This is a genomic window from Bacteroides sp. NSJ-39, from assembly GCF_014287315.1.
In the GTDB taxonomy this organism is placed as follows: domain Bacteria; phylum Bacteroidota; class Bacteroidia; order Bacteroidales; family Bacteroidaceae; genus Bacteroides; species Bacteroides finegoldii.
In genome coordinates this window covers 36,342-62,027 of record NZ_JACOOB010000012.1, presented here as the reverse complement: position 1 = coordinate 62,027, position 25,686 = coordinate 36,342, and the positions used below count along the sequence as shown (strand labels likewise).

12 protein-coding genes are annotated in these 25,686 nt (G+C 46.3%); 8 read left to right on the top strand and 4 right to left on the bottom strand.

The annotated features are described in order from the left end of the window. The first annotated feature begins 16 nt into the window (after positions 1–16). The 4 genes from H8S63_RS13825 (at position 17) to H8S63_RS13810 (ending at position 10,200) form a co-directional block, all read left to right on the top strand. Positions 17–2,752 carry a SusC/RagA family TonB-linked outer membrane protein gene (locus tag H8S63_RS13825; protein WP_186927128.1) on the top strand — a complete coding sequence of 912 codons (2,736 nt, stop codon included), beginning with the start codon at positions 17–19 and terminating at the stop codon, positions 2,750–2,752. 12 nt (positions 2,753–2,764) lie between these two features. After that, positions 2,765–4,417 (top strand): RagB/SusD family nutrient uptake outer membrane protein, encoded by a 1,653-nt coding sequence (locus H8S63_RS13820; RefSeq protein ID WP_055278666.1) that lies wholly within the window; start codon positions 2,765–2,767, stop codon positions 4,415–4,417. Positions 4,418–4,466: 49 nt separating this feature from the next. Further along, positions 4,467–5,987, top strand: coding sequence for a glycoside hydrolase family 16 protein (locus tag H8S63_RS13815; protein ID WP_055278667.1), 1,521 nt, complete (start codon positions 4,467–4,469; stop codon positions 5,985–5,987). Positions 5,988–6,102: 115 nt separating this feature from the next. Continuing rightward, positions 6,103–10,200 (top strand): glycoside hydrolase family 3 N-terminal domain-containing protein, encoded by a 4,098-nt coding sequence (locus H8S63_RS13810; RefSeq protein WP_186927127.1) that lies wholly within the window; start codon positions 6,103–6,105, stop codon positions 10,198–10,200. Positions 10,201–10,333: 133 nt separating this feature from the next. Here the strand turns inward: H8S63_RS13810 and H8S63_RS13805 are convergent, their stop codons facing one another. The 4 genes from H8S63_RS13805 to H8S63_RS13790 form a co-directional block, all read right to left on the bottom strand. Continuing rightward, the gene (locus H8S63_RS13805) at positions 10,334–12,268 is read right to left on the bottom strand and encodes a RagB/SusD family nutrient uptake outer membrane protein (RefSeq protein ID WP_186927126.1); all 1,935 of its coding nucleotides are present in this window, start codon (positions 12,266–12,268) and stop codon (positions 10,334–10,336) included. Positions 12,269–12,330: 62 nt separating this feature from the next. Next, positions 12,331–15,840: a TonB-dependent receptor gene (locus H8S63_RS13800; protein WP_270565322.1), complete on the bottom strand. Its 3,510-nt coding sequence runs from the start codon at positions 15,838–15,840 to the stop codon at positions 12,331–12,333. Between the two features lie 14 nt (positions 15,841–15,854). Beyond that, positions 15,855–17,018: a FecR family protein gene (locus H8S63_RS13795; protein WP_007749346.1), complete on the bottom strand. Its 1,164-nt coding sequence runs from the start codon at positions 17,016–17,018 to the stop codon at positions 15,855–15,857. A gap of 58 nt (positions 17,019–17,076) precedes the next feature. After that, complete coding sequence (locus H8S63_RS13790) at positions 17,077–17,598, bottom strand: RNA polymerase sigma-70 factor (protein ID WP_022275715.1); 522 nt, start codon at positions 17,596–17,598, stop codon at positions 17,077–17,079. Positions 17,599–17,841: 243 nt separating this feature from the next. On the opposite strand from H8S63_RS13790, the gene H8S63_RS13785 reads away from it, so the two are divergent. The 4 genes from H8S63_RS13785 (at position 17,842) to H8S63_RS13770 (ending at position 25,683) form a co-directional block, all read left to right on the top strand. Next, positions 17,842–20,028 carry a glycoside hydrolase family 3 N-terminal domain-containing protein gene (locus H8S63_RS13785; RefSeq protein ID WP_186927125.1) on the top strand — a complete coding sequence of 729 codons (2,187 nt, stop codon included), beginning with the start codon at positions 17,842–17,844 and terminating at the stop codon, positions 20,026–20,028. Between the two features lie 22 nt (positions 20,029–20,050). Then, the gene (locus H8S63_RS13780) at positions 20,051–21,865 is read left to right on the top strand and encodes a DUF4091 domain-containing protein (protein WP_186927124.1); all 1,815 of its coding nucleotides are present in this window, start codon (positions 20,051–20,053) and stop codon (positions 21,863–21,865) included. A gap of 202 nt (positions 21,866–22,067) precedes the next feature. Beyond that, positions 22,068–23,786 carry a single-stranded-DNA-specific exonuclease RecJ gene (recJ, locus tag H8S63_RS13775; RefSeq protein WP_186927123.1) on the top strand — a complete coding sequence of 573 codons (1,719 nt, stop codon included), beginning with the start codon at positions 22,068–22,070 and terminating at the stop codon, positions 23,784–23,786. Continuing rightward, complete coding sequence (locus H8S63_RS13770; protein ID WP_186927122.1) at positions 23,779–25,683, top strand: ATP-dependent DNA helicase RecQ; 1,905 nt, start codon at positions 23,779–23,781, stop codon at positions 25,681–25,683. The genes recJ and H8S63_RS13770 overlap by 8 nt, the downstream gene beginning before the upstream one ends. Positions 25,684–25,686 lie beyond the last annotated feature (3 nt).

Sequence of the window (25,686 nt, the reverse complement as noted above, 5' to 3'; positions counted from 1 at the left end):
AAAAATGAAAGAACGTATGAAACGTAAATATATACTAATGGGGGTTGCCATATTATCCTCCGTCGTCGCAGGAGCGCAGGATATAACGGACAGCATTGCCCGAAAGACACAGACCGTCTCCACAATATCGGCCGATGAAATATCAAAGAATGCAACTCCCAATGTATCCAATACATTGTATGGGTTGCTACCGGGACTGTCAGTCATGCAGCAGACGGGGTGGACAGACGATGCAGCTACTCTTTTGCGAGGATATAATAATCCGCTGATTGTAGTTGACGGATTCGCACGTCCGCTCTCTTATCTGAACACAGCGGAAATCGAATCGGTCACCGTACTGAAAGACGGTGCCGCAACTGCCGTGTGGGGAACACGGGGAGCAAACGGTGTGATTCTGATTACCACCAAAAGAGGAGAGTACAACACCAAAATGCAAATAGATGCCAGTTATAAGTTCGGTATGGATTTTCCAATCAACCAACCCAAGTTCGCCAACGGATACGAGTATGCGTCGGCACTGAACGAAGCGCTTTATTACGACGGACTGGAACCACAATACACGCGTGAAGAGCTGGACGCGTTCAGAAACGGAAGTAACCGGGATTTATATGCCGACACCGATTGGATGAAAGAGGGGCTGCGCAAACATACCATCAACAATCAGCTCGATATCTCCTTTCACGGGGGTGGCAAACGTCTTCGCTACTTCACCCTGTTAAGTTACAAGAACGACTACGGTATCCTGAATGAAACATACGCCAAATATTCCGACCGCTACACCGCTCAAATGAGGAAATACGAACTGGGACTGCGGATGAACATTGACGTAGATATCACACCGACGACTCTGGCACAATTCAGTATGTTAGGACAACTCCGCGAACGGAAACGTCCGAATACAAGTGAGTATGACTTATTCGCCGGGCTTTTCAACACACCGTCCGGTGCTTTCCCCATGCAGACGTCTCATGGATATTGGGGGAGTAATAATGTACTGAAAACAAATCCGATAGCCCGTATCGCAGATATCGGTTATTTCAAAGAAAACCCGCGAACGTTGCAAGCCGACTTCCGCATCCGGCAGGATTTGTCACTCATCACTCCGGGATTAAGTCTGGAAGCCGCCGTAGCGTATGATAACAATGCCGTTTACAAGGAAGAAGGATACAAGAAGTTCCAATATGAGGTCAATACGCCTGTCAGAAATGTAATCACAGACAAGATAGAAGCGGATTCTAAAGTGTATGGAGACAACAGCGCCTTGCAAGTAAATAACCTGGATATGACAGAACAATACATAAACGCCAATCTGGAAGGTGCCTTGAAGTACAACCGCTCTTTCGGAAAACATACCATCAGCGCTCTGGGTTCGTATCGCCTGGAGTCGGAAAGAGGAATCGGACGTAATAATGCCCACAAACGGATGTACGTAAATGCTTCCGCCGGATACAGCTACAAAGACACTTATCTGATTCACGCACTAGTCAATCACACAGGAACAAGTGTACTGCCCGACGGAGACAAATTCCGTACCTATCCTGCCATATCAGCCGCTTGGGTCATCTCCAACGAAAACTTCATGAAGAAGGCTACCGTCATTGACTATCTGAAACTGCGTGCTTCTTACGGACGCGCCGGATGGGATGACATCAGTTATGAACTGGACCGCCAATATTGGGCATGGGGTGGAGCCTATTGGTTTGGTGACGCAAACACCCAGTCGGAGGGTATGAAAGAAGACAAACTAGCCATGAATAACCTGACGCTCGAAGTGTCCGACAAATATAACGTCGGTCTGGAGATGCGGTTATTCAAAAGACTGAACCTGTCCGTTGACGCCTATATGGATAAAAGGAGCAAAATGCCGGTAAGCGGCAGCAATGTCATTTCTTCCGCCATCGGTATCAGTATCCCGCAACAGAACAACGGTAAGACCGAATACAAAGGGATTGACTTGGGAATCGACTGGAAAGACAAAGTCGGCAAAGACTTCACTTACTACGTGGGTGGTACGCTGAACTATATCCGGACTGAGGTAATAGAAAACGGGGAAGGATATATTCCCTACGACTATCTTTCCGGCAAGGGACTTCCCGATGGACAGCTTTTCGGTCTGGAAGCAATCGGTTATTTCCGGGATGAAGCGGATATCGCCAATAGTCCTCAACAGATGTTTTCGGAAGTGCGACCGGGAGATATCAAATACAAGGATATGAACGGAGACCGGATCATCGACGACAACGACGTGCATCCCATCGGACATTCAAGTTCCGTACCGGAAATATATTATGGCCTCAAACTCGGGTTCGAATACAAGGGATTTGGTCTTGACGCTCTATTTCAAGGAGTGGCCGGCTACAGCAGAATGATGAATGTAAGCAGTGTATATTGGCCATTGCGCAATAACACCAATGTATCCGACTGGTATCTGCACGACAAAATCCGGTGGACGGAGGAAACGAGAGACATCGCCAATGTACCGCGTCTGACAACGCTGAACAACAGCAATAACTTCCGCAACAGTACCCAATGGCTGGTAAACGGTGATTACTTTAAGCTGCGCAATCTCAACGTCTACTACAACCTGCCGCAGCGCTGGATCTCAAAAGTCAAACTGGAACAGTGCCAGATTTTTGCCCGCGCCAACAATGTGTTCTCTATCGACCATGTGAAATACATGAACTGCGAAGATTTCAGTGTTAACTATCCGGACATGTTCTCCGTATATTTCGGAGCGAGTATCAAATTCTAATAGATTGATTGTATGAAAATAACTAAATATATCACAATAGCTTGCATAGTGACTTCCCTGTCGGGATGCGACTATCTGGATTTCGATGAATCCATCGGTAAGACACAGGACGAGATGTACACCTACTTCGAGAATATCTCAAGCCTGGCAACCTACATTTATTCCCAACTGCCTCAAGATTACGGCGCCATCGGCGGTGCTGTACGGGATGCGGCAACCGACAATGCCGTATATACCTGGAACAGCAACAGTGTGTACGACATCTATAACGGTAATTGGAGTCCACTCAATCCCATAGACGACGTATGGGGTAACTATTATACCGCCATCCGTGCCGCCAATTCTTTTCTGGAGAACTATTCACTGGAGAAGCTGGAACGTTTCCAATGGAATCCCAACTACAAGGAAAATATGGAAAAGGCCAAGATGTATGTGAACGAAGTACGTGCATTGCGCGCTTTCTACTATTTGGAACTAGCCAAAAGATACGGTGACATCCCGCTGCTGACCCGTACTTACGGAATTGACGAGATCAACACCGTATCAGAGACTCCTTTCGACAAAGTTATCGAGTTCATTGCCAAAGAATGTAGCGAAGTGGCTCCAGCATTACCCGTCTCGCAAAAGGAATTTTACAACGAGTCCGGACGAGTGACACGTGGTATGGCATTGTCTGTCAAGGCACGCGCTCTGCTCTATGCTGCCAGCAAACTACACAATCCGTCCGGTGAGAAAAGCAAATGGGAAAAAGCTGCCGAAGCTGCTTATGATATTATCAAAGAGAATTGGTACTCTTTGCCAAATATTAACGTAGACCCACTCTACAATGTGAATGGGGGAAATGATATTCTTAGTTCCTCACAGCTTATCTTCGAACGCCGCAATGGCGCAAGCAACTCATTCGAGGGACTGAATCTGCCTATCGGCTTCGAAAACGGGAACAGTGGAAGCACGCCCACACAAAATCTGGTAGATGCTTTCGAAATGTCCGACGGCAAGCCGTTTGATTGGAATAACCCGAAACATGCCGCACGGCCTTACTCAAAACGTGACCCTCGTTTCTATAAAACCGTTCTTTACAATGGAAGTTCATTCATGAATACCCCCATCGAGACTTACGAAGGCGGCAGAAACGGTGCTCCTCTCAATGGTGCTACACTGACCGGATATTACTTGAGGAAAAACATGAACGAAACGGTATCCCTCTCTCCGACCGACCCGGTAACAAAACCCCACCATTTCATCTTATTCCGTTATGCAGAAACATTGTTGAACTATGCAGAAGCCATGAACGAATTAGGCGGTCCGGATTATAAGGTTAGCGACAGACTCACAGCCCGCGAAGCCTTGAACCAGGTACGTGCTGCTGCCAATATGCCACCTATAGAGGACACCGGTGAAGCTTTCACCAAACGCTTGCGCAACGAACGCCGGATAGAGCTGGCTTTCGAAGATCATCGTTTTTGGGACATTTGCCGTTGGATGGACGGGGACGTAGTAAAAGATATCTATGGGATTAAAATCACCAAGCGAGGAAGTAAGTACACCTATACCCGCACAAAAATCCAGACACGTATATGGGACAGGAAGATGTACTTGTATCCCATCGCCCAAACAGAACTTTACAAGAATCCTAACTTAACACAAAATAGTGGTTGGGAGTAATCATACTCCCTCCACTCCCCCTTTTTTAATCAACTAAAAGTGAGACAATATGAAACAGATCATTGCTTTTTTAGTCTTCTGGATTAGTTTTCTATCCTGCCAATCCGAAGAAATAAATATCTATACCCAGCACGTGAAAGAGATATCGAAAAATAAAGACGGATGGAATCTGGTGTGGTCGGAAGAGTTTGAACAGGAAAGTAACATTCCGAATACCAAAAGCTGGTCACTGGCAGCTAAAGAGGCTTCTCCTTGGAATCGCTATATGTCCGAAAGCTACGACCAAGCTTATGTGAAAGACGGGAAACTATATCTGATAGCCGAAAAGAAAGACGGTGAATACAAGACAGGTGGCGTGTGGACGATGGACAAAGTAGGTTTCAAATATGGGAAGCTGGAGGTTTGTGCCAAGTTTACTAGTTTTCAAGGTGGATGGGCAGCTATCTGGCTCATGCCGCAAGAACGACAATATCCATCAGTAAACAATAGTTATCCCGGTGAAATCGATATCATGGAACAAGTAAGCATGGACAAGATCGCACAACATTCGGTGCATACGCATTATACATTGGATTTAGGTTATGACAAGAATCCTCCCCGTAACGGATACGGAGAATATCGGGATGGCGAGTTCAATATTTACGGAATTGAATGGACAGCGGAGAAGATTATCTTTACGGTGAACGGAGAAGAGACTTTCAGCTATCCGAACCTGCATCTTCCGAATGAATCACTCATGCAGCAATGGCCGTTCGATGTACCTTATTACTTGATTCTCAACTATTCGGTAGGCGGTGAGGACGCATGGCCGGGACCGATTGACGACAGAGGACTACCTGCACACATGGAGGTGGAATATGTCCGGTATTATGAGAAAGAAAATAAAGGAAATGACGATGATGAGGAGGAAGAACCTTCCGATAACCTCATTCAGAACGGAAACTTCGAGAAGAATTTTGCAGAGGATCAGCAACCCGGTGTCTTCAGTGCCGACAAAACCGATCAAAGTGGAATTCTTAATTATCTTGACAGATGGTTCTGCCGGCCGGACGCTCCAAGTTGTAATATGACTATAGATAAAAGCGAAGGAGCGAACAACAGTTCACGCTCACTAAAATACGAAGCTACGGAAATAATGGATGCAGAGAAAGTTAACCTGTCATACGCATTACAAAACGTAATGGAAGGCAGATATACATTTAGTTATTACGTTAAGACCAATCAAGACGATACGCCATTTACACTTAGTATTGTCGTATGCGAAACAGAAGATGACATACCTTTGGTATTAAAAGAAAATCAGAAGAGTATCATTTTCAATCCGGACGGTTCACAGTCTCTTTCTCCCGGTCCCACTTGGGGGCTTGCGGCCACCTGTGACAATAAAGCCGGAAAAGGCTGGATCAAATACTCCGTTACAGTAGATATCCCCGAAAATGTACTTATACGATTCGTATTCAAGCCTTGCGCCTATGTAGGAGACATCAACACGCACGAAATCTGGGGAAAAGGCGCTTGGGGTGGTGTTATTTACTGGTTTGACGAATTTAGTCTGATACCTGTAGAATAACAGAAATCTTATTCAATAGGAGAACGAGAGTGTGTCAAAATGCAGATTAATGCGAATTATTACTCATTATGGCACACCCTCACCTCTATTCATATCTTATCTAATCCTTATTAATATGCGAAAGTTCAACTTGACAATTTTATTTCTTCTTGCCCTTCTTCCCGTATTATTTGCCGGACAGACAACCCGCATTCCATATCGGGGTATCTACGCCGACGATCCGAACGGCACTGCCGGAATATATAATCCGGAAAGAGGTTTCCGCCTGGAAATAGCCGTAGACATCGCTAAAAAATGCGATGTGTGGAAACCGCAGGAATATCCGGGAATTACCGACTATCTGGAATCAGAGATAAACAAATACGCTTGCGACAGTGTCTCGTTAGTTCAAACATATTTTTATCTGCATGGATATATAGGCCGACAGCTACCTCCGGAAGCTTTTGCCACAATGGATGTCTACTTCAACAAGTTGCGCCAACTTGGCAAGAAAGCATTGCTACGGTTCGCCTACGGAACAGAACCGATGGGAACCGTCTCGTCAGGTCCCACAATGGAAGATATGTTTCGCCATATGAAACAATTGAAACCTTACCTCGAGAAAAACAAAGATGTCATACTGGCTCTTCAAGCCGGATTTATCGGTGCATGGGGAGAATGGCACAGTTCCAAACATAATATCGAAAGTTCCGATGCGAACAAACGTATTATCCTTGAAAAGATCTGCCGGATGACCCCTCAAGATCGGGTGGTACAAGTCAGAGTGCCGGACTACAAGAACCTGTTACCCAAAGATAGCGAAGCCTACCGGAAAACCTCTTTCCATGACGACTTTATCGTAGTAGACCCACACAGATGGGACGGAAATATGCATGAAGGTACGCCCAACTTCGACCAGATTGTAGAAGAAGGAGCATTCATGCCCGTAGACGGCGAACTGCCTTGGGGAACGTGGAGCATGAACAAAGAGAACGGAGACGCGAACGGCTGGATCATAGACGGCAAAAAGACAGCACGACAATTATTCCTGGAGCATTACACCTCATTAAGCGTCATCCACAATTACAAAGAGCGCGGTGCACCGGACAAATATTCCATGATGTACTGGAAAGAAACACCCATCAGCGAAGAATACCTGAAAGAGAAGCACATGCCCGTCTCTGACGGATATTTTCGGAAACACGACGGCAGTGCTGCCCAAAGAAACGCATTCGAATATGTGCGCGATCATCTGGGATACCGTCTCGAATTGCAAGAACTGCAAATCGACACACTCAAGCATACGGATAACCATATCCTCAACCTTTCGCTCACATTGATAAACCGTGGCTTCTCTACGCTGTTCAATGAGCACCCTGTCTACTTCGTATTAGTGGACGAACACAACCAAGTGAAAGAGTTCCTGACCAATGCAGATACCAACAGTTTCCAGCCTTATCGACCGGGAGATAAAACCTACACGCCTTTGATTCACACAATCAAAGGACAAGTGACCCTCCCCAAGACGGCGAACGGCACTTATAAACTCGGGTTATGGATACCCGACGGTTCCCGACAGCTCCAACACCTTTCCCGCTTTGCTATCCGCTGCGCCAACGGAGATATTCCTTGGTGGATTTCGCCCGACCGACGTTATGGAATCAATATCCTCACCACTCTGCAAGTGCCTGTATCATCAGCAGTCTCCTTTTCATCAGCAACAGTCTCACCCAAACTACCTTATCAAAGAGCGGATCTACCTATTGAGGAGCGGGTAAAAGACTTGTTACAACGAATGACTCCGGAAGAGAAACTCGCTCAAATCAGACATATCCATTCTTGGGAGATATTCAACGGACAAGCGCTAGACGAACGCAAGTTGGAAGAAAAAGCGCAGGGAATGAGTTGGGGGTTCGTTGAGGGGTTTCCCCTGACGGCAGAAAACTGTGCAAAGAATATGCTAGCCATACAACGCTTCATGGTCGAGAAAACCCGTTTAGGCATTCCTATCTTTACCGTAGCGGAATCGTTACACGGGGTAGTGCATGAGGGAGCCACCGTCTTCCCGCAGAACATTGCTCTAGGAAGTACTTTCGATACAGATCTCGCCTATCGCAAAACATCCATGATTGCCGACGAGCTCCATGCGGTAGGTATGCGGCAAGTGTTATCCCCCTGCATTGATGTAGTGCGAGACCTCCGCTGGGGAAGAGTGGAAGAGTCTTTCGGAGAAGATCCTTATCTCTGCGGAAGATTCGGCATAGCCGAAGTGAAAGGGTATATGGACAACGGCATATCCCCCATGCTGAAACACTATGGTCCGCACGGCAACCCTTTAAGCGGCCTCAACCTCGCATCCGTAGAAACCAGTATCCGTGACCTGCACGAAGTCTATCTGAAACCGTTCGAAATGGTAATGAAGCAAGCGCCTACCCTCGCCGTGATGTCCGCCTATAACTCATGGAACCGCATCCCTAATTCCGCCTCGCACTATCTGCTAACGGATGTTCTGAGAAAAGAATGGGGATTCAAAGGATATGTCTACTCGGATTGGGGAGCCATTGAAATGCTGAAGAACTTCCACTTCACAGCCCGCAATTCGGAAGAAGCCGCCTTGCAGGCACTGACCGCCGGTCTGGATGTAGAAGCTTCGAGTGACTGCTATCCGGCCATCCCCGGACTGATAGAAAGAGGAGAGCTGAACCGCGAGATAGTGGACGAAGCTGTCCGCCGGGTATTGTATGCCAAATTCCGGATCGGTCTGTTTGATGATCCGTATGGAGAAAAATTTGCCAAAGGGGCTATTCACTCCGGGAAAGCGATAGCGCTATCGAAAAAGATAGCGGACGAATCGACCGTCTTATTGAAAAATGAACGGCAGCTACTCCCTCTCTCTATCGGAAAGTTGAAATCGATTGCAGTCATTGGTCCGAACGCCGACCAGATACAATTCGGTGATTACACATGGACACGCGACAACCGTTTCGGAGTTACCCCCTTACAAGGTATCCGGAAATGGGCAGGCACAAACGTGAAAGTCAATTACGCTAAAGGTTGCAGTTTGGTATCTATGGATGAAAGTGGAATCCGGCAGGCGGTCGAGGCCGCCGAGCAAAGCGATGTCTGTGTGCTTTTTTGCGGAAGCGCCAGCGCGGCCTTGGCACGCGACTATAAAAGTTCGACTTGCGGAGAAGGATTCGACCTCAACGACCTAACCTTGACAGGAGCACAACCCGCCTTGATAAAAGCGGTTCAAGCCACAGGCAAACCTGTCATTCTTGTCTTAGTAACCGGCAAGCCTTTTGCCATTCCCTGGGAAAAGAAAAATATACCGGCTATCCTGGTACAATGGTATGCCGGGGAACAGAGCGGGAACTCCATAGCGGACATCCTGTTCGGAAAGGTATCTCCCTCCGGTCGGCTGACATTCTCTTTTCCCGAAAGTACCGGACATCTCCCAGTCTACTATAACCATCTACGCTCTGACCGTGGATTCTACAAATCTCCCGGCAGTTATGACTCACCGGGAAGAGATTATGTTTTCTCCGCTCCTGTCCCGCTATGGTCATTCGGACACGGACTGACGTATACCACTTTCGAGTATTCCAACCTACAAACGGATCGAGCGTCTTATCTGCTCAACGATACCGTTCACGTACGTATAGATTTGAAAAACACCGGGAAGTGCGAAGGAAAAGAGGTGGTGCAATTGTATGTATCAGACGTATGCAGTTCGGTTGCCATGCCGATACGCCAATTAAGAGATTTCCGCAAGGTAGCTCTCCAGGCAGGCGAGACTCAAATTGTCCGTCTCAGTATTCCTGTCAGTGAGCTTAGCATTCTGAATGAGAAGAATGAAGCCATCGTAGAACCGGGAGAATTCGAGATACAAGTAGGTTCTGCCTCCGACCATATTCTCTTACGGAAGACTATCCGAGTGGGACAGCCTCAACCGGTCGTGAACAGGCAGGAACAGGTTCTACCCAAAAGTGAACGGCAGATAACCGTGCAAGGAGTCATCAGAGACGTGCAGGCCACCTTGATCCCCGAAGTCCGGATTTATGAGAAAACGACCGGCAAACTGTTAGGGAAAAGTGACAATCGGGGAAATTTCACCGTAAAGACCGGCAATCGGGAGATACTGCGCTTTCAGAAGAAAGGTTATCAATCTCTAGAGAGGTTTGTTGACAATCAAGAAAATATAAATATAAGGATGGATTACGGAACCGACTAGATTTTTTGTACCATTTACACAGAGAAAGTCCGGCACCGGGGAAGGAGGTGTCCGGCACCGAGGAAAACCTCCTCCGCCACCGAGAAAGGAAACAGATGGTAACGGAGGGAGTTTTCTTATTGTTTCAGCAATTCTACCAAAGAGGATTCTGTACGATTTTCTTATTCACCTGAAGTTCATCGAAGGGTATTGGATGTAGATACATCGCCCGTTTCCAGGGGCGGTTTTCAATCAGTGTCCGGCGATAAAAGGATTGGTCTGTACCCAAAGGGCGGTTTCTTTCTCCGTTCATATTCATCCCATGTACAAATCGCTGGTCGGCATCCTCCCCTTCTCCGCAAATCATCCAGCGGCGGATGTCGAAGAAACGCTGTCCCTCAGCAAAAAGCTCTACCCTGCGCTCTTGTTGAATAGCCCTGCGTTGTAATTTCCGGTCGCCTATGATATTCTTTTTCCCGGTGGCTGCCAGCTCACGATATCCAAGCAACCCGGCACGCTCGCGTATCTTATCCAAATAATCAATAACACATTCGTCTTCGGGATCAATTTCATTGCAGACTTCCGCATAATAAAGATAAAAATCCGCCAAACGGAACAAGATGGACGGACGTGCCCATTTCTTGATATAATCACCGGTGTACATAATCTGACGATTCTTGAACTTATAAAGCAAATATCCGTTTCGAGGATAATCGCCAACCGAGTTGTCACTTCCTTCCCCTTTTGCAAAACCGGCTCCCCAGTCATAATTGAAACGTGGCTGTATATGCCAGCTTTTCCCCTCATAAGTGACAGCAGCATAGAAACGAGGTTCTCTGTCGGCATACATCGTAAAGATATTCTTATCGGTACGTTTTCTATCGTTGCACGGATTGACGACCTCCGTAAATCCGCTTTCATCGTATCCAGTGCCCGGATCATCAATGGTCAGTCCGTCCTTCATGAAAAAACCGTCGACCGACTCTTGAGTGACACAAACGTGCGCCCATCCTTTATAGAGGTCACGCGGAGTCGTATTCTCCTCCATTACACCATCCTGGCTTCCGGTGTGATAATAGTTTCGTCCGGTAGCCCAGATTATCTCATCATTATAAGCCTGAAACACCTCATAAACAGAACGGTCGGCATCTATGGAGCCATCGGTTTGGTAAACCTTGTACAATCTGTATCCACAAGCTTCCGCATCTTCCAGTACCTCTTCGAGGCGCTTCTTGGCTATCTTCCATTTTTCCGGATCATAAGGAGGAAACAAATATTCTCCATCATTGTTTTTCACTTCTAAAGCTTCCGCATATCCTCCGTTGAACAATGGAGAAGCAGCATATACCCATAATTTGGCGCGCAGCGCAATAGCTGCCGAACGGGTAGGACGGACAATCTCATTCAAATTATACCGCTCATTCCCGTCAGGGATGGCAGCATTAATCAATGTAGGCGGCAAATCGCCCGACTGAATCACCTCTTCGAGCAGCCGATCGATATAATCCACCAACTCATCCACCGTAGCCCGGGGAAAATTCAAATCCTTACTTTCCGGATCAACCTCTTCCGTCAGTAACGGCACCGGCCCATAAAGTTCAAACAGGGAAAAATAGGAATAGGCAATCAAGAACTTCGCTTCCGCTTTCATACGGCGTACACTTTCTTCCGTCAACTGCTGCTCATCTTCCACCGCTCCCAACGGCGTTACCCGTTTCAAGAAAATAAAAGCGTCACGTATCTCCCGATAAAGCACCCACCAGCGATGGAGGGGAGCGTTACCCGAATTGTAACCAGCTTCCATCAGCCGGGAAGAAGGTCCGCTGCTTATCAACGTTTCACCACAAAGAGACGACCAGACATTGGTGAACCCACTGGCATTGTTACCGCCGGTACATGAATATTCGGAAATACAATTAAAAAGATTGGCGTGCCATTGCCGTGTATATGCCGGATTACAGAATACCGCTTCCAGATCCAACGACTCCGCGATCTCATTCGAGACATCCAGATAATCGGAACAAGCCGCCAAAGCCATGCAAAGCGTAAAACCGAGCGCCCCTATCATTTTCTTCCAAATTCGTTCCATCTTGTTTCCTTCCCTTAATTTAAATAAGTGACTTTTCTGTTTTTAATGAGTGACCTTCCGTTTTAATAAGTGATTTCCAAACCAACAGTAAAGTTCCTGCAAAGCGGATATTTAGCTCCCGAGTTAGCATTTCCCAATTCAGGGTCCCAATATTTAATCTTGTCCCACACCGCTACATTATTCCCCTGCACATAGACACGCAGATTCTCCATCCTCAGTCGCTGGAGTACCGTTTTATCGAATTCATAACCTACTTCTATGTTCTTCAGACGCAGAAACGCCGCATCACGCATCCACCAGGTACTAGGCAACTGATTGTGCTGAAACGCTCCTGTGTGAAGACGCGGAAAAAACACCTTTTGATTGAAAGGTGCTTCAGCCGACCAGTGGTCACGTATAATATCGCGGGCGGAACCATTGTCCCTGCCCGACGTAAAAGGAATGATATTACTAGGAGAAGCTATCAGACTGGCAGACGCATGAGACACTCCCTGAAAAAAAGCCCCGACAAACAGTCCGTTCCAGGAAAGATTCACCCCGAATCCATATACAATTTCCGGTATACCCGTAGAGTAAAATCCGCTGTCGTAGGTCTTATCGTAGGAATCGATAATGCCATCCTTGTTCAAGTCCCTATACTTGATATCACCCGGAGCCACATTTGCCGAAGGTTTCGGCAATCCTTCCCTCAATTGATAAGTCCGGGAACCGTCTCCCCTTTCCGTCACATCAAAGTCATCCGGAGTATACAGCCCCTCCGCAATATAAAGAGATTGCTGACCAATAGAGGTTCCCACTTGTGACATCCAACCATATTTAGGAGTAATTTCATCACATTCAATGATTTCATTCCTTGCATACGTTACATTTCCGCGAGCAGAAAGACCGACCGGTCCCCACTGATGTCGGAAAATGAGATTTGCATCCACCCCTTTATTCGTCGTAATACCGAAATTCTGATACATCCCGGTCCGGAAACCCGTAACAGCGGAAATGGTCTGCCGCTGAATCAGAATATCTTTTCTACGGTTACTAAAATAGTCGACAGAAAAATCAATCCTGCCTTCCCACAAGCCGACATCCAACCCAACATTCAACTTCCGTTCCGTTTCCCAACTAAGATTCGGACTGGCAAAGCTCCGTTCGTACACCCCACCGACCCAATTGGACACTCCGCCACCGGCACCGGGCGTCAGTCCGAGATCATATCCGGGACCGTCTGTCGTGACTTGTCCCCGATACGGAAAACGCACTAATCCACCATTTTGGCTGAACACATTGTCGTTACCCGCTATTCCGTAAGACGTTCTCAGTTTCAGCTTGGTCAAGCTGTTTTCCACCCCCTGCATAAATTTTTCATGACTGATATACCAGGCTATTCCCACTGCCGGAAATATCCCCCAGCGATGATTCTGCGCAAAATTCTCACTGCCAGTAGCTCCCATGCTGGCTTCTACGATATACCGGTCATCATAAGCGTATGAGATACGCGATACAAGACTCTGTTTCCGATAGGGAAGCCGCAACAATCCTTCTTCCTGCTGGTACTGGGTCTCTTTCTGCATATACAGAAACAAAGCGGAAAGATCATGCTTGTCCGCAAAGCGTTGCTGATAGTTCAGAGAAGCCTCCAGATAAATCCTTTTGGCTCCCGAAGTCTCTCCCTTGACAGGATCGCTCAAGGCAGTCCCCTCCTCCATCGTTTTCTTCTCCAGAGTACCATCCTCTTTCCGGCGCAACGCAAAATAAGTTTTAGGAGACTTGGTTCTCTTCGTCGAGGCTCCGAAGTCCGCATCAAACCCCATCATTCCTTTAACCAACAAGCCCGGAAGAAGAAAATCCATCTTTTGCTCCAAACAAACCTTCGACTGGAGATATGTATCCCATGTCTTGGTATATCCGCTATGATTGAGCATACTGTAAGGCTGCTTGTCGTGTCCGTAGCCTAAATTACTGTAAATAGAAGCTGTTCCGTCCGAATAATACATAGGAATAACGTGAGTAGGGCTATGGGTTATGTACGAAAATATCTGGTCGGAACTATACCCGGGATTATTCTTCATCACATACTGCCCGCTCAAATCTACGGACAGTTGGGTAGTCTTTGTGATTGTCATATCAATGTTGGAGCGCAGATTAAAACGCTTCAAGTCAATATTGGCATCATAGTCCTCAATAGGATTTGAACGATAGATTCCCTCTTCCGTATAATAAGCTCCCGAAACGAAAAAGCGTGTTTTCTCGGAACCGCCCCTGAAATTGATCGTATAACGCTGGCTTTGGGTGTGTTTCTTCAGCAAATCAGTCCAATCAACGGAAGGATATAAATCGGTATCCGCTCCCGAACGGTATTTTTCTATAACCTCATCGGTCACTTCCGGCTGAAAATGATCTTTATCCGGATTTCCCCGATCATTCCACACCGCCTCGTTATACATGGACAGATACTCACAGGCATCCAACGACCGGGGCATTCTGAAAGGAGTGGCAATGGCATATTGTGCGCTGAAATTAACGAGAGTCTTCTGTGGCCTTCCGCGTTTGGAAGTAATCAGCACGACACCATTTGCCCCTTCAGCTCCATAAACAGCAGTGGCAGCGGCATCTTTAAGTACCGTAAAAGTCTCTATTTCATCTACATCGATATCTTCCATATTACGGGGAACACCATCCACCAGTACCAACGGGTTGGTTCCTCCCGTATACGAACTCTGTCCGCGAATGTAAAACTCCGCTTCGTCATTTCCCGGTTCGCCGCTACGCTGTACGGAAATCACACCGGCAATCCGTCCGGCAATATTGGTTGCCAGATTACGTTGTTTCACGTTCATATCCCGCGATTCCAATGTCTGTATAGACGAAACGACGCTGGATTTCTTCTGCTGTCCATATCCGACTACCACCACATCTCCCAGCCCAACCGGTAATTCCATCATACGCACATTAATGACCGGGACCTTCCTCACGACCCTTTCCTCGCTATTATATCCGACATAACGAAATTCCAACCGGTCACCTTCCGTCACCTCAATCTGATAACGGCCGTATAAATCGGAAACAACACCTGTGCTTTTACCTTTCACCAGAATATTGACACCGATAAGCGGGTTTCCGTCTCCATCCGTAATCAAGCCGCTAACGATGACGGAAGCTTTTTCTTCCGCCATCGTTGGCAATTTACCGGCAATCTTGCCCGAAACAGGTTTTGGCCGTTTGGAAATAGCGATATAGTCATCAATCTGCCGACAGATATAGCTGTCGCCCAATACGGCATACAACGCTTCCAAAATATCGGATGTCTCTATCTTGACGGTCACCGGTTTCTTCCGGTCGAGTACCTCGTTATTATAGGCAACCTTGATTCCAGTCTGCTTGGTGATGGCGTCCAGTACGGCTTCTACCGGAGTATCCTTAAAATCAAGCACAATAGTGTACTTTTGAGCAAGTATATCCCCATAGAGAACAGCGCAATGCAGGTAACTGCCTGCCGTATACAGCAGCAGAAACAACATCACTATCCATTTCATCTTAATCAAGGTCAGCATAGGCTCTATTTTGTTTTTTCGTGACACAGTTCTTTCTTACTTCATTCTATCCTCCTTTTTTTTACATTAATACTCTTTCCTTGTTTCTCCAATTTAACATCCGAAGTGTAGTTTATCACTTCCAAGAGTTTGTCTATATCCGTTTTTCGGTCTGCGGTAAGAGAAAAACGGGTGTGTTTCAATGTTTCATCCTGATAGGTAACAGAGAAATCATACCATCGGGAAAGTTTCTCCAATATTTCCTCTAAAGGCATATTCTTAAAGATGTATACACCGTTGATCCAGGAAGTATAAAGTTCAGTATCCACTTTCTCCACAGATAACTGATGACTTTTCTTATTATACGCCAATCGTTCGGAAGGCGTTATTGTCCGTTCCGCACCATTGGCCGTGCTCACAGCTACCGATCCCTCCACCAATGTCGTACTCGTACTCTCGCTATCTTGATAGGCACTTACGTTGAAAGAAGTTCCCAGAACACGTATATCCATTCCGTTCGCCTTTACATAGAACGGTCTTTCCTTGTCAGGAGTGACTTCAAAGAAAGCCTCACCCAATAACTTTACTTCCCTCTTGGTTCCGGTAAACCGGCTCGGATATGAGAGTTCCGTTTCTGAGTTCAGCCATACTTTCGTGCCATCCTCCAACACCAGTCTGTACATTTTTCCTCTCGGGATAATCAGGCGGTTATGAACAATCTTCGCTTTATCCGTCCCGCCTTCCGCCTCATAAGAGAGCAGGTTGTCCGCATCGTTCTTTATCAAAGCCTGATCACGCTTCATCGTAAAGGACCGCCCGCTCAAATCAATCTCATCCCCCCCTTCCAAAAGCAGGGTAGGCTCATTGTAAGCCATCATGTCTATCCCATCCAGACTGTCCGCACGGAACCAATCTGTGATAAAGAACAATCCGCTTGCCACCACAACAGCTACAACGGCCGCATAGCGCACCCACATAGACAGATACCAACTTTTCTTTTTATATATGGTATGGTCGGCCACCTGTTTCCAAGCCCGGTCTGCATCAAATTGTTTGGGTTTACGAGGAGCCGTCGCTTTCTCATACATACGACGCATCCCCTCATATTCCTCTCTGTTTTCCTCAGACTCACGCAGCCACTCGTCAACAATCTTTTGTTCCTCATCGGTAGCCTCATGAGCTAATGTAGAAAGAATAGCTTGATAGATCAATTCCTGTTTCATCATTTTCTTTTTATCTTTCTGTTACTATGACAATTGCTTTCCCTAAAATGGGTAGGCACAATCAGCTAAAAATTAATATTAATAGTATCATCAGGTCTTTCAGTTCTTCCCTCATGACACGAAAAGCCTCTCCCAGATGGTATTTCACGGTATTGACCGAAATATCGGAAATTTCCGCGATTTCTTTATAACGAAGACCGGTGACACACTTCAGCAAAAATACTTTCCTGCATTTTTCCGGTAACTTCTGAAGAGCGGCATGTACCTCCTGTTTATATCTGAACTCCTCTTCTTCTTGCAGTTGTAATTGCCATTCCTCCGCCAGCACAGTGAAAAAATTCTCTTTGGCAATCTCTGACTTATAGTAGTTGATACAACTGTTCTTGATAGCACGATAGGCATACGGAAGAAAAGTATCCTCCGTTATAGATAAGTGTTTCTTCTCCCAGACGGCAATAAAGAAATTCTGTACAATGTCCTCTACCGCCTGCTCATTACAGACAATGCTATTCGCATAATTACATAGAAGGGAATAATGCTCCCTAAAGAGCTTCTCGAATGTTTTTTCATCAGTATCTAGCATATAAATAGAGCTTTATTGGATGATAAAGTCCGCAATATTATAAATAAATAAAGTAACGAACAAATTTTCCCTTTCAAATTCTTTGCCCGCTTTACTTGTGTACTTCGAATATTATTCCTAATATTGCAACGTGTTTCTCTTCTCCAATTAAATTCGGGATGTTTCCACATCCCCTGTTTGTCTGTATAAATAAGAAAAGTCTGCGGTAATATTTATTAATTTAACTCATAACAGACTTTAAACATGAACAAGTTTATCTTTATAACACTATTCCTTGTGGAAAACGTGTTTTCGGTATGCCTTGCACAATCCTATCCTTATCAAAAGGAATCCATCCCCGTCCCCCAACGGGTGAAAGACCTATTGTCACGCATGACACTTGAAGAAAAAATAGCAGAACTGAACTTAATACCTTATTATACGAAAGACGACTCCATCTGCCGGTCTCTGATACGTGCAGGAAAAGTCGGCGCTTTTTTGAAAGCGAATGGAGCGGAACTAAACCGTTCTCTACAAGAGGAAGCTCTGAAACATAGCAGGTTAGGTATTCCTTTAATCTTTCATGAAGATGTCATTCACGGATATCGCACCATTACCCCCATTCCACTAGCCGAATCGTGTAGTTGGAATCCGGAATTAGTAGAACAAAGTGCTGCTATGGCAGCGCGGGAAGCCGCTGCAGCAGGTATCCAACTGACCTACGCACCGATGGTTGACATATCATACGATCCTCGTTGGGGACGTATTATGGAAACATCCGGTGAAGATGCTTACTTGTGCGGAGAACTGGCTGCCGCAAGAGTCCGAGGGTTTCAAGGGAACGACTTGACAAGCCCTCATACGATTGCTGCCTGCGTAAAGCATTTTGCCGGTTATGGGGCAGTCATGGCAGGAAGAGACTATCAAGAAACGGACGTATCTCTGCGCAAACTTCAGGAAATTTATCTCCCTCCTTTTCAAGCAGCCATTAATGCAGGAGTAGCAAGTGTCATGTGCGCATATACCTCCTACGATGGAGAGCCGCTGACAATGAACTATTTCATGAATGAAGAGATGTTGCGTAAACAAATGCAGTTCAAAGGATTGCTAATGACCGATTGGACAACTTTTCAACATGCGGTGACGGAAGGAGCTGCCGACAACGGACAAGAAGCTGCTGAAAGAGGCATCAAAAGCGGAATAGACATGGATATGAGTGCCAAACAGTTTATCGAATTCCTGCCGGAGCTGGTAAGAACACAGAAAGTTCCGGAGCAACTGATTAACCGCGCTGCCGCCCGTGCCTTAGAACTGAAATTCCGGTTGGGACTGTTTGACAATCCATTCGCCTATTTTAATACCGAACGGGAAAAGCAGACACTTTATTCTAAAGAAAGCCAGGAAGACGCATACCAAATGGCTTGTCAAAGTATGGTACTCTTAAAAAATGAAGATCGCACACTTCCCTTATCCGATTCTAAAAGAATAGCACTAGTTGGTCCATTCGCCAATACACGCTACCATTTGCTGGGTTCCTGGAATATGAAAGGAGACAGCAAAGAGGTAATTACGGTAGAAGAAGGCTTCAAAGCCTTACGTACTGATATCCCGATTGATGTACGGGCTTGTGACTTCTCCGGTATTACACCGGCCTATTTGTCGGATGTTTGTGCTTTGGCACAAAAAAATGAAATCATTATAGCTTGTCTCGGAGAACCGTCCAACTTATCTGGAGAAGCTGTTTCAACCGCCAAAATCGAGTTACCAGATCAGCAGATGAGATTGCTGAAAGCATTGAAGACAACTGGGAAAAAAATCATCGTGGTGTTATTCAACGGCCGACCGCTAGTATTGGATGAAGTCCTCAAGAACTGCGATGCCCTATTAGAAGCCTGGTATCCCGGCACTATGGGAGGAAAAGCCGTAGCAGCCTTACTGACAGGTATCGAAAATCCCTCAGGGAAACTTTCGCAGACTTTCCCCAGACATGCGGGGCAGATTCCTATTGTTTATAATGCCAGAAGAACTTTTTACACAGTACACCACGCTGACATACCGCAAGGAGCCTTATTTCCATTCGGATTCGGTCTGAGTTACACGCAATACAAATATTCCTCTCCCGTTACCGATAAAACAGAATACCGAAGGGGAGATTCCGTCACTGTACGGATAAAAATCAAGAATACAGGTTCCGTAGCCGGCAGAGAAATTGTACAGCTTTATATACGTGACGAAGTGGCTACCGTCATTCCGAGAGAAAAGGAATTAAAACGCTTTGCTTCCATCCATCTTCAGCCCGGCGAAGAAAAGGAGATTCGTTTTACTATTCCTTCCGCAGATTTTAGCATATACAATAATAAAATGGAAAAGGTACTGGAACCCGGAAGCTTTACCATCGGTATCGGTCCCAATTCTTCTGAATTAAATCAAACTAAAGTATATTTCCTTTAATCACCTATTAAAAACAACTCGTATGAACATTAGAGTAAAAGCTATCGTCCTCATCTTCTCCGGACTTTGCAGTCTGGGAAGCCTGAACGGACAAATCCCGATGGGAGTTACCCACTCCGGGCAGTCAACCTCGCAAGCTCCTTTCCCATTGACACAGTACACGGAACTCAAAAATCCGGCTCCAACGGACGAGAAATCCTGGAAAGGCCTTTCCGGCACTCGTTGTGCATGGGGAGACACTTACACCCGATATAAGAAAGAGGTAAATCCACGTCTCAATCAGAAAAAGATTGATATCAAAGGATGGAAAGGAGAAAGAGTCGCCGCACAGTTGGTAGTTTCTTCCGCTATCGATTTGGATAATGTTTCCGTAGAAATAGCTCCCCTGACGCATTCCTCCGGTAAACAAAGTATTTCGGCAGACCGTATTCTGAAAGGGTTTGTCAGATATGTGATGACAGATGAACTGAACAAGAACCAAAAAGGTACTTGCGGTCCCCGACCGGACTTGTCACAATTCGACTCCACACTGGTAGCTGACCCTATCGACCATCTCGCCGCTGCTTTACCGATAAAAGCGAAGACCTCTCAAGGATACTGGATACGCGTCTGGATTCCTGAAGATGCAATTAGCGGCAATTATTCATCCGATGTACTTATAAAGAATAATCACGAAGTGATCGGGAAGTTAAAACTGACCGTACAGGTTCAGCAACGCACATTGCCTCAACCCGATCAATGGGCTTTCCATCTGGACCTTTGGCAAAACCCATTTGCAGTGGCCCGTTATCATCAGGTTCCTTTATGGTCGGAGGAACACTTCAGAATCTTAAAGACAGAACTGCAACCATACGCGGATGCAGGCGGAAAAGTGATTACCGTCCCCATCATGCATCACCCTTGGGGCGGACAAACTTATGATCCATACGAAACGATGATCACTTGGGTTCGGAAAATAGACGGCAGCTGGTGGTTCGACTACACGATCTTCGACAAATGGGTGGAGTTCATGATAGATATGGGAATAAAAAAGGAGATCGGATGTTATTCCATGATTCCCTGGAAACTGTCTTTCCTCTATTTCGACCAAGCCACCAACAGCATGAAAGAATTAAAATCCAAACCGGGAGAGCAGGCTTATCACGACCTATGGTTAAGTATGCTGAAAGACTTTGCTGCTCACTTAAAATCCAAAGGATGGTTTGACATTACGCACATCGCTATGGACGAACGCCCCATGCCCGATATGTTGAAAGCACTGAAGATTATCCGTGAAGCAGATCCGAATTTCAAGGTTTCACTTGCCGGCTCACTCCATAAAGAACTTTCCGACGAACTGAATGATTATTGCATTGCCATCGCAGAGAAATTCAGTGAAGAGATGAAAACGAAACGGAAAGCAGAAGGAAAAATCACAACTTACTACACCTGTTGCGCAGAATCCCATCCCAACACATACACATTCAGCAACCCGGCAGAAGGCGCTTGGATAGCCTGGTATGCAGCGAAAGAGAATCTGGACGGATACCTGCGTTGGGCATTGAACAGCTGGACTATCGAGCCGTTACTGGACAGCCGCTTCTACACATGGGGAGCCGGAGATACTTACCTTCTCTATCCAGGAGGAAGGACCTGTCTGCGTTTCGAGAATCTGGTGGCAGGCATACAGGCATACGAGAAAATCCGAATCCTAAAAACGGAACTGCAAACCCAAAACAAGACTGCTACACTACGCAAACTGGAGAGAGTACTTGAAAGTTTTGATGAGCTCCAACTGTTAAAGACTCCGGCAAACGTCGTAGTGGAAAAAGCGAATCTGTTTATCAACGGGCTCTAGGTTTCCGATTGCTTACAGAACATATTGTGCCACTCTATTGCTATGAGGGTGGCATAATAATTTGCGTTTCAACACACCATCATGAAATATTTTCGTCATATCTTATCCTACACTTCCGCTTTTTTTCGTACTTTTACCCCTTGTTGGAAAGAAGTGCCTTTCTGACCCTTGAGAACAGAAAAAGAAAAAAGCAATATATAAAATGAATCACAAATGGAATTATCGACCCATTACACCCGGACAGGCAGAGACAAGCCAGATATTGGCCCAAGAATTAGGGATTAGCCCGATACTTGGACAACTTTTGGTGCAACGGGGAATTACGAAAGCGGCAGACGCTAAGAAATTCTTCCGTCCGCAATTGCCCGACCTGCACGACCCATTCCTGATGAAGGATATGGACGTTGCAGTAGAACGTCTGAACAAGGCGATGGGAAAGAAAGAACGTATTCTAATTTATGGAGATTATGACGTAGACGGCACTACTGCGGTAGCATTGGTCTACAAGTTTATTCAACAGTTCTATTCGAACCTTGACTATTATATACCCGACCGTTACAATGAAGGGTATGGCATTTCTAAAAAAGGAGTGGACTATGCCGCCGAAACCGGTGTAGGGCTTATTATTGTGCTCGATTGCGGCATAAAGGCTGTGGAGGAAATCACGTATGCCAAAGAGAAAGGAATCGACTTTATCATCTGCGACCATCATGTGCCGGATGAGGTGCTTCCACCTGCCGTAGCTATTCTGAATGCCAAACGCTTGGATAATACGTATCCGTACACACACCTTTCCGGTTGCGGGGTCGGTTTCAAGTTTATGCAAGCGTTCGCCATCAGCAACGGTATCGAGTTTCATCATCTGATTCCGCTGCTCGACATCGTGGCGGTAAGTATCGCATCGGATATCGTGCCCATCATGGGTGAAAACCGTATTCTCGCTTTTCATGGGTTGAAGCAGCTGAACAGCAACCCGAGTACCGGAATGAAAGCGATCATCGATGTATGCGGACTCTCCGAAAAAGAGATTACCGTCAGCGATATCGTATTCAAAATAGGACCGCGTATCAACGCATCGGGACGTATCCAAAACGGAAAAGAAGCGGTAGACTTACTCACCGAAAAAGATTTCTCGGTAGCGCTGGAGAAAGCCGGACAAATTAATCAATACAACGAGACTCGTAAAGACCTCGACAAAAGTATGACGGAAGAGGCGAACAATATCGTCGCCAATCTGGAAGGGCTTGCCGACCGCCGCTCTATCGTGATCTACAACGAAGAGTGGCACAAGGGAGTGATCGGTATTGTGGCTTCCCGACTGACAGAAGTCTACTATCGCCCGGCTGTAGTGCTAACCCGGACGGACGACATGGCGACAGGTTCCGCACGTTCCGTTTCCGGCTTCGATGTATATAAAGCAATCGAACATTGCCGCGACCTGCTGGAGAACTTTGGAGGACATACGTATGCTGCCGGACTATCCATGAAAGTAGAAAACGTGGAAGAGTTCACCAGACGATTTGAAGAATACGTCTCGCAGCATATTTTACCGGAGCAGACCAGTGCCGTAATCGACATTGATGCGGAGATAGATTTCAGAGACATTTCATCCAAGTTCTTCAATGATCTGAAAAGGTTCAATCCTTTCGGTCCTGACAATATGAAACCTATTTTCTGTACGCACCATGTCTACGACTACGGAACAAGCAAGGTGGTGGGACGTGATCAGGAGCACATCAAACTGGAACTGGTGGATAACAAATCGAACAATGTAATGAACGGCATTGCTTTCGGGCAAAGTTCGCACGTACGTTATATCAAGACGAAACGCTCGTTCGACATCTGCTACACCATCGAAGAAAACACGCATAAGCGTGGCGAAATCCAACTTCAAATTGAAGATATAAAGCCGATTGAATAAGTATCAGGAGATATTGAAACAATACTGGGGGTATGACTCCTTCCGCGACTTGCAGGAGGAGATCATTACCAGTATCGGCGAAGGCAAAGATACATTGGGGCTTATGCCGACAGGCGGTGGAAAGTCCATCACCTTCCAAGTGCCTGCTCTCGCTCAAGAAGGTATTTGCATTGTCATTACTCCCCTCATTGCCTTGATGAAAGATCAAGTGCAGAACCTGCGCAAACGGGGAATCATGGCGCTTGCCGTATATTCCGGCATGACGCGCCAGGAGATTCTCACCGCACTGGAGAATTGTATCTTCGGTGATTACAAATTCCTCTATATTTCTCCGGAACGTGTGGATACGGAGATTTTCCGCACCAAACTGAAAGCGATGAAAGTCTCCATGATCACAGTAGACGAAAGTCACTGTATCTCCCAATGGGGATATGACTTCCGGCCTGCCTATCTGAAAATTGCGGAAATACGGGAACTCCTGCCCGGAGTTCCGGTGCTGGCACTGACCGCAACCGCTACACCGGAAGTAGTAAAGGATATTCAGAATCGTCTGAACTTCCATGAAGGCAATGTCTTCCGCATGAGTTTTGAACGGAAGAACCTGGCGTACATCGTCCGTAAGACAGACAACAAGACGAACGAGTTATTGCATATCTTACGGAAAATACCAGGTAGCGCCATCATTTATGTCCGCAACAGGCGACGGACAAAGGAAATCACCGAACTGCTGGTGAACGAAGATATTACCGCTGACTTCTATCATGCCGGACTGGATAATGCAGTGAAAGACCTCCGCCAGAAACGCTGGCAAAACGGGGAAGTCCGCGTAATGGTAGCCACCAATGCTTTCGGAATGGGTATTGACAAACCGGATGTCCGCATCGTCCTTCATCTTGATCTCCCCGATTCTCCGGAAGCGTATTTTCAAGAGGCCGGACGGGCAGGCAGAGACGGGAAAAAGGCATATGCTGTCATTCTATATGCCAAATCTGATAAGACTACCCTGCACAAACGGGTGGCAGACACCTTCCCCGACAAAGAGTATATTCTCGATGTTTACGAGCATTTGCAATATTACTATCAGATGGCGATGGGCGACGGTTTCCAATGTGTCCGCGAATTTAATCTGGAAGAATTTTGCCGGAAATTCAAATACTTTCCGGTCCCGGTAGACAGTGCGCTGAAGATACTGACGCAAGCCGGTTATCTGGAATATACGGACGAACAGGATAATGCTTCCCGCATCCTTTTTACGATTCACCGGGACGAGCTGTACAAACTACGGGAGATGGGAAAAGAAACCGAAGCGCTGATACAGACAATCCTTCGTTCCTACACAGGGGTATTCACGGATTATGCCTATATCAGCGAGGCTTCACTGTCGATACGCACGGGGCTGACACACGAACAGATCTATAACATCCTGGTGACATTGACCAAACGCCGCATCGTGGATTATATTCCACACAAAAAGACACCTTATATTATATATACGCGCGAACGGCAGGAACTGCGTTTTGTACATATTCCTCCCTCTGTCTACGAAGAACGGAAAGCAAGATACGAAGCGCGCATCAAGGCGATGGAGGAATATGTCACTTCAGAAAACGTATGTCGGAGCCGGATGCTGCTCCGCTACTTCGGAGAGAAAAACGAACATAATTGCGGCCAATGCGATATCTGCCTCAGCCACCGCGCCACAGACAGTCTGTCCGATGACTCCTTTGAAGAATTAAAGAAGCGAATGACCGGACTGCTCATTCAAAAACCGCTTACTCCGGCAGAAATAGCCAATAACATGGAAGCGGAGAAAGAAAAGGTTGGAGAGGTTATCCGCTATTTATTGGAGGAAGGCGAATGGAAGATGCAGGATGGAATGATACATATATCAAAATAAGTT

Bases quoted from the DNA above. Each gene is read 5' to 3' on its own strand.
- H8S63_RS13825 (WP_186927128.1), top strand. From the start codon at position 17: ATGAAACGTAAATATATACTAATGGGGGTTGCCATATTATCCTCCGTC.
- H8S63_RS13820 (WP_055278666.1), top strand. From the start codon at position 2,765: ATGAAAATAACTAAATATATCACAATAGCTTGCATAGTGACTTCCCTG.
- H8S63_RS13815 (WP_055278667.1), top strand. From the start codon at position 4,467: ATGAAACAGATCATTGCTTTTTTAGTCTTCTGGATTAGTTTTCTATCC.
- H8S63_RS13810 (WP_186927127.1), top strand. From the start codon at position 6,103: ATGCGAAAGTTCAACTTGACAATTTTATTTCTTCTTGCCCTTCTTCCC.
- H8S63_RS13805 (WP_186927126.1), bottom strand. From the start codon at position 12,268: ATGGAACGAATTTGGAAGAAAATGATAGGGGCGCTCGGTTTTACGCTT.
- H8S63_RS13795 (WP_007749346.1), bottom strand. From the start codon at position 17,018: ATGATGAAACAGGAATTGATCTATCAAGCTATTCTTTCTACATTAGCT.
- H8S63_RS13790 (WP_022275715.1), bottom strand. From the start codon at position 17,598: ATGCTAGATACTGATGAAAAAACATTCGAGAAGCTCTTTAGGGAGCAT.
- H8S63_RS13785 (WP_186927125.1), top strand. From the start codon at position 17,842: ATGAACAAGTTTATCTTTATAACACTATTCCTTGTGGAAAACGTGTTT.
- H8S63_RS13780 (WP_186927124.1), top strand. From the start codon at position 20,051: ATGAACATTAGAGTAAAAGCTATCGTCCTCATCTTCTCCGGACTTTGC.
- recJ (WP_186927123.1), top strand. From the start codon at position 22,068: ATGAATCACAAATGGAATTATCGACCCATTACACCCGGACAGGCAGAG.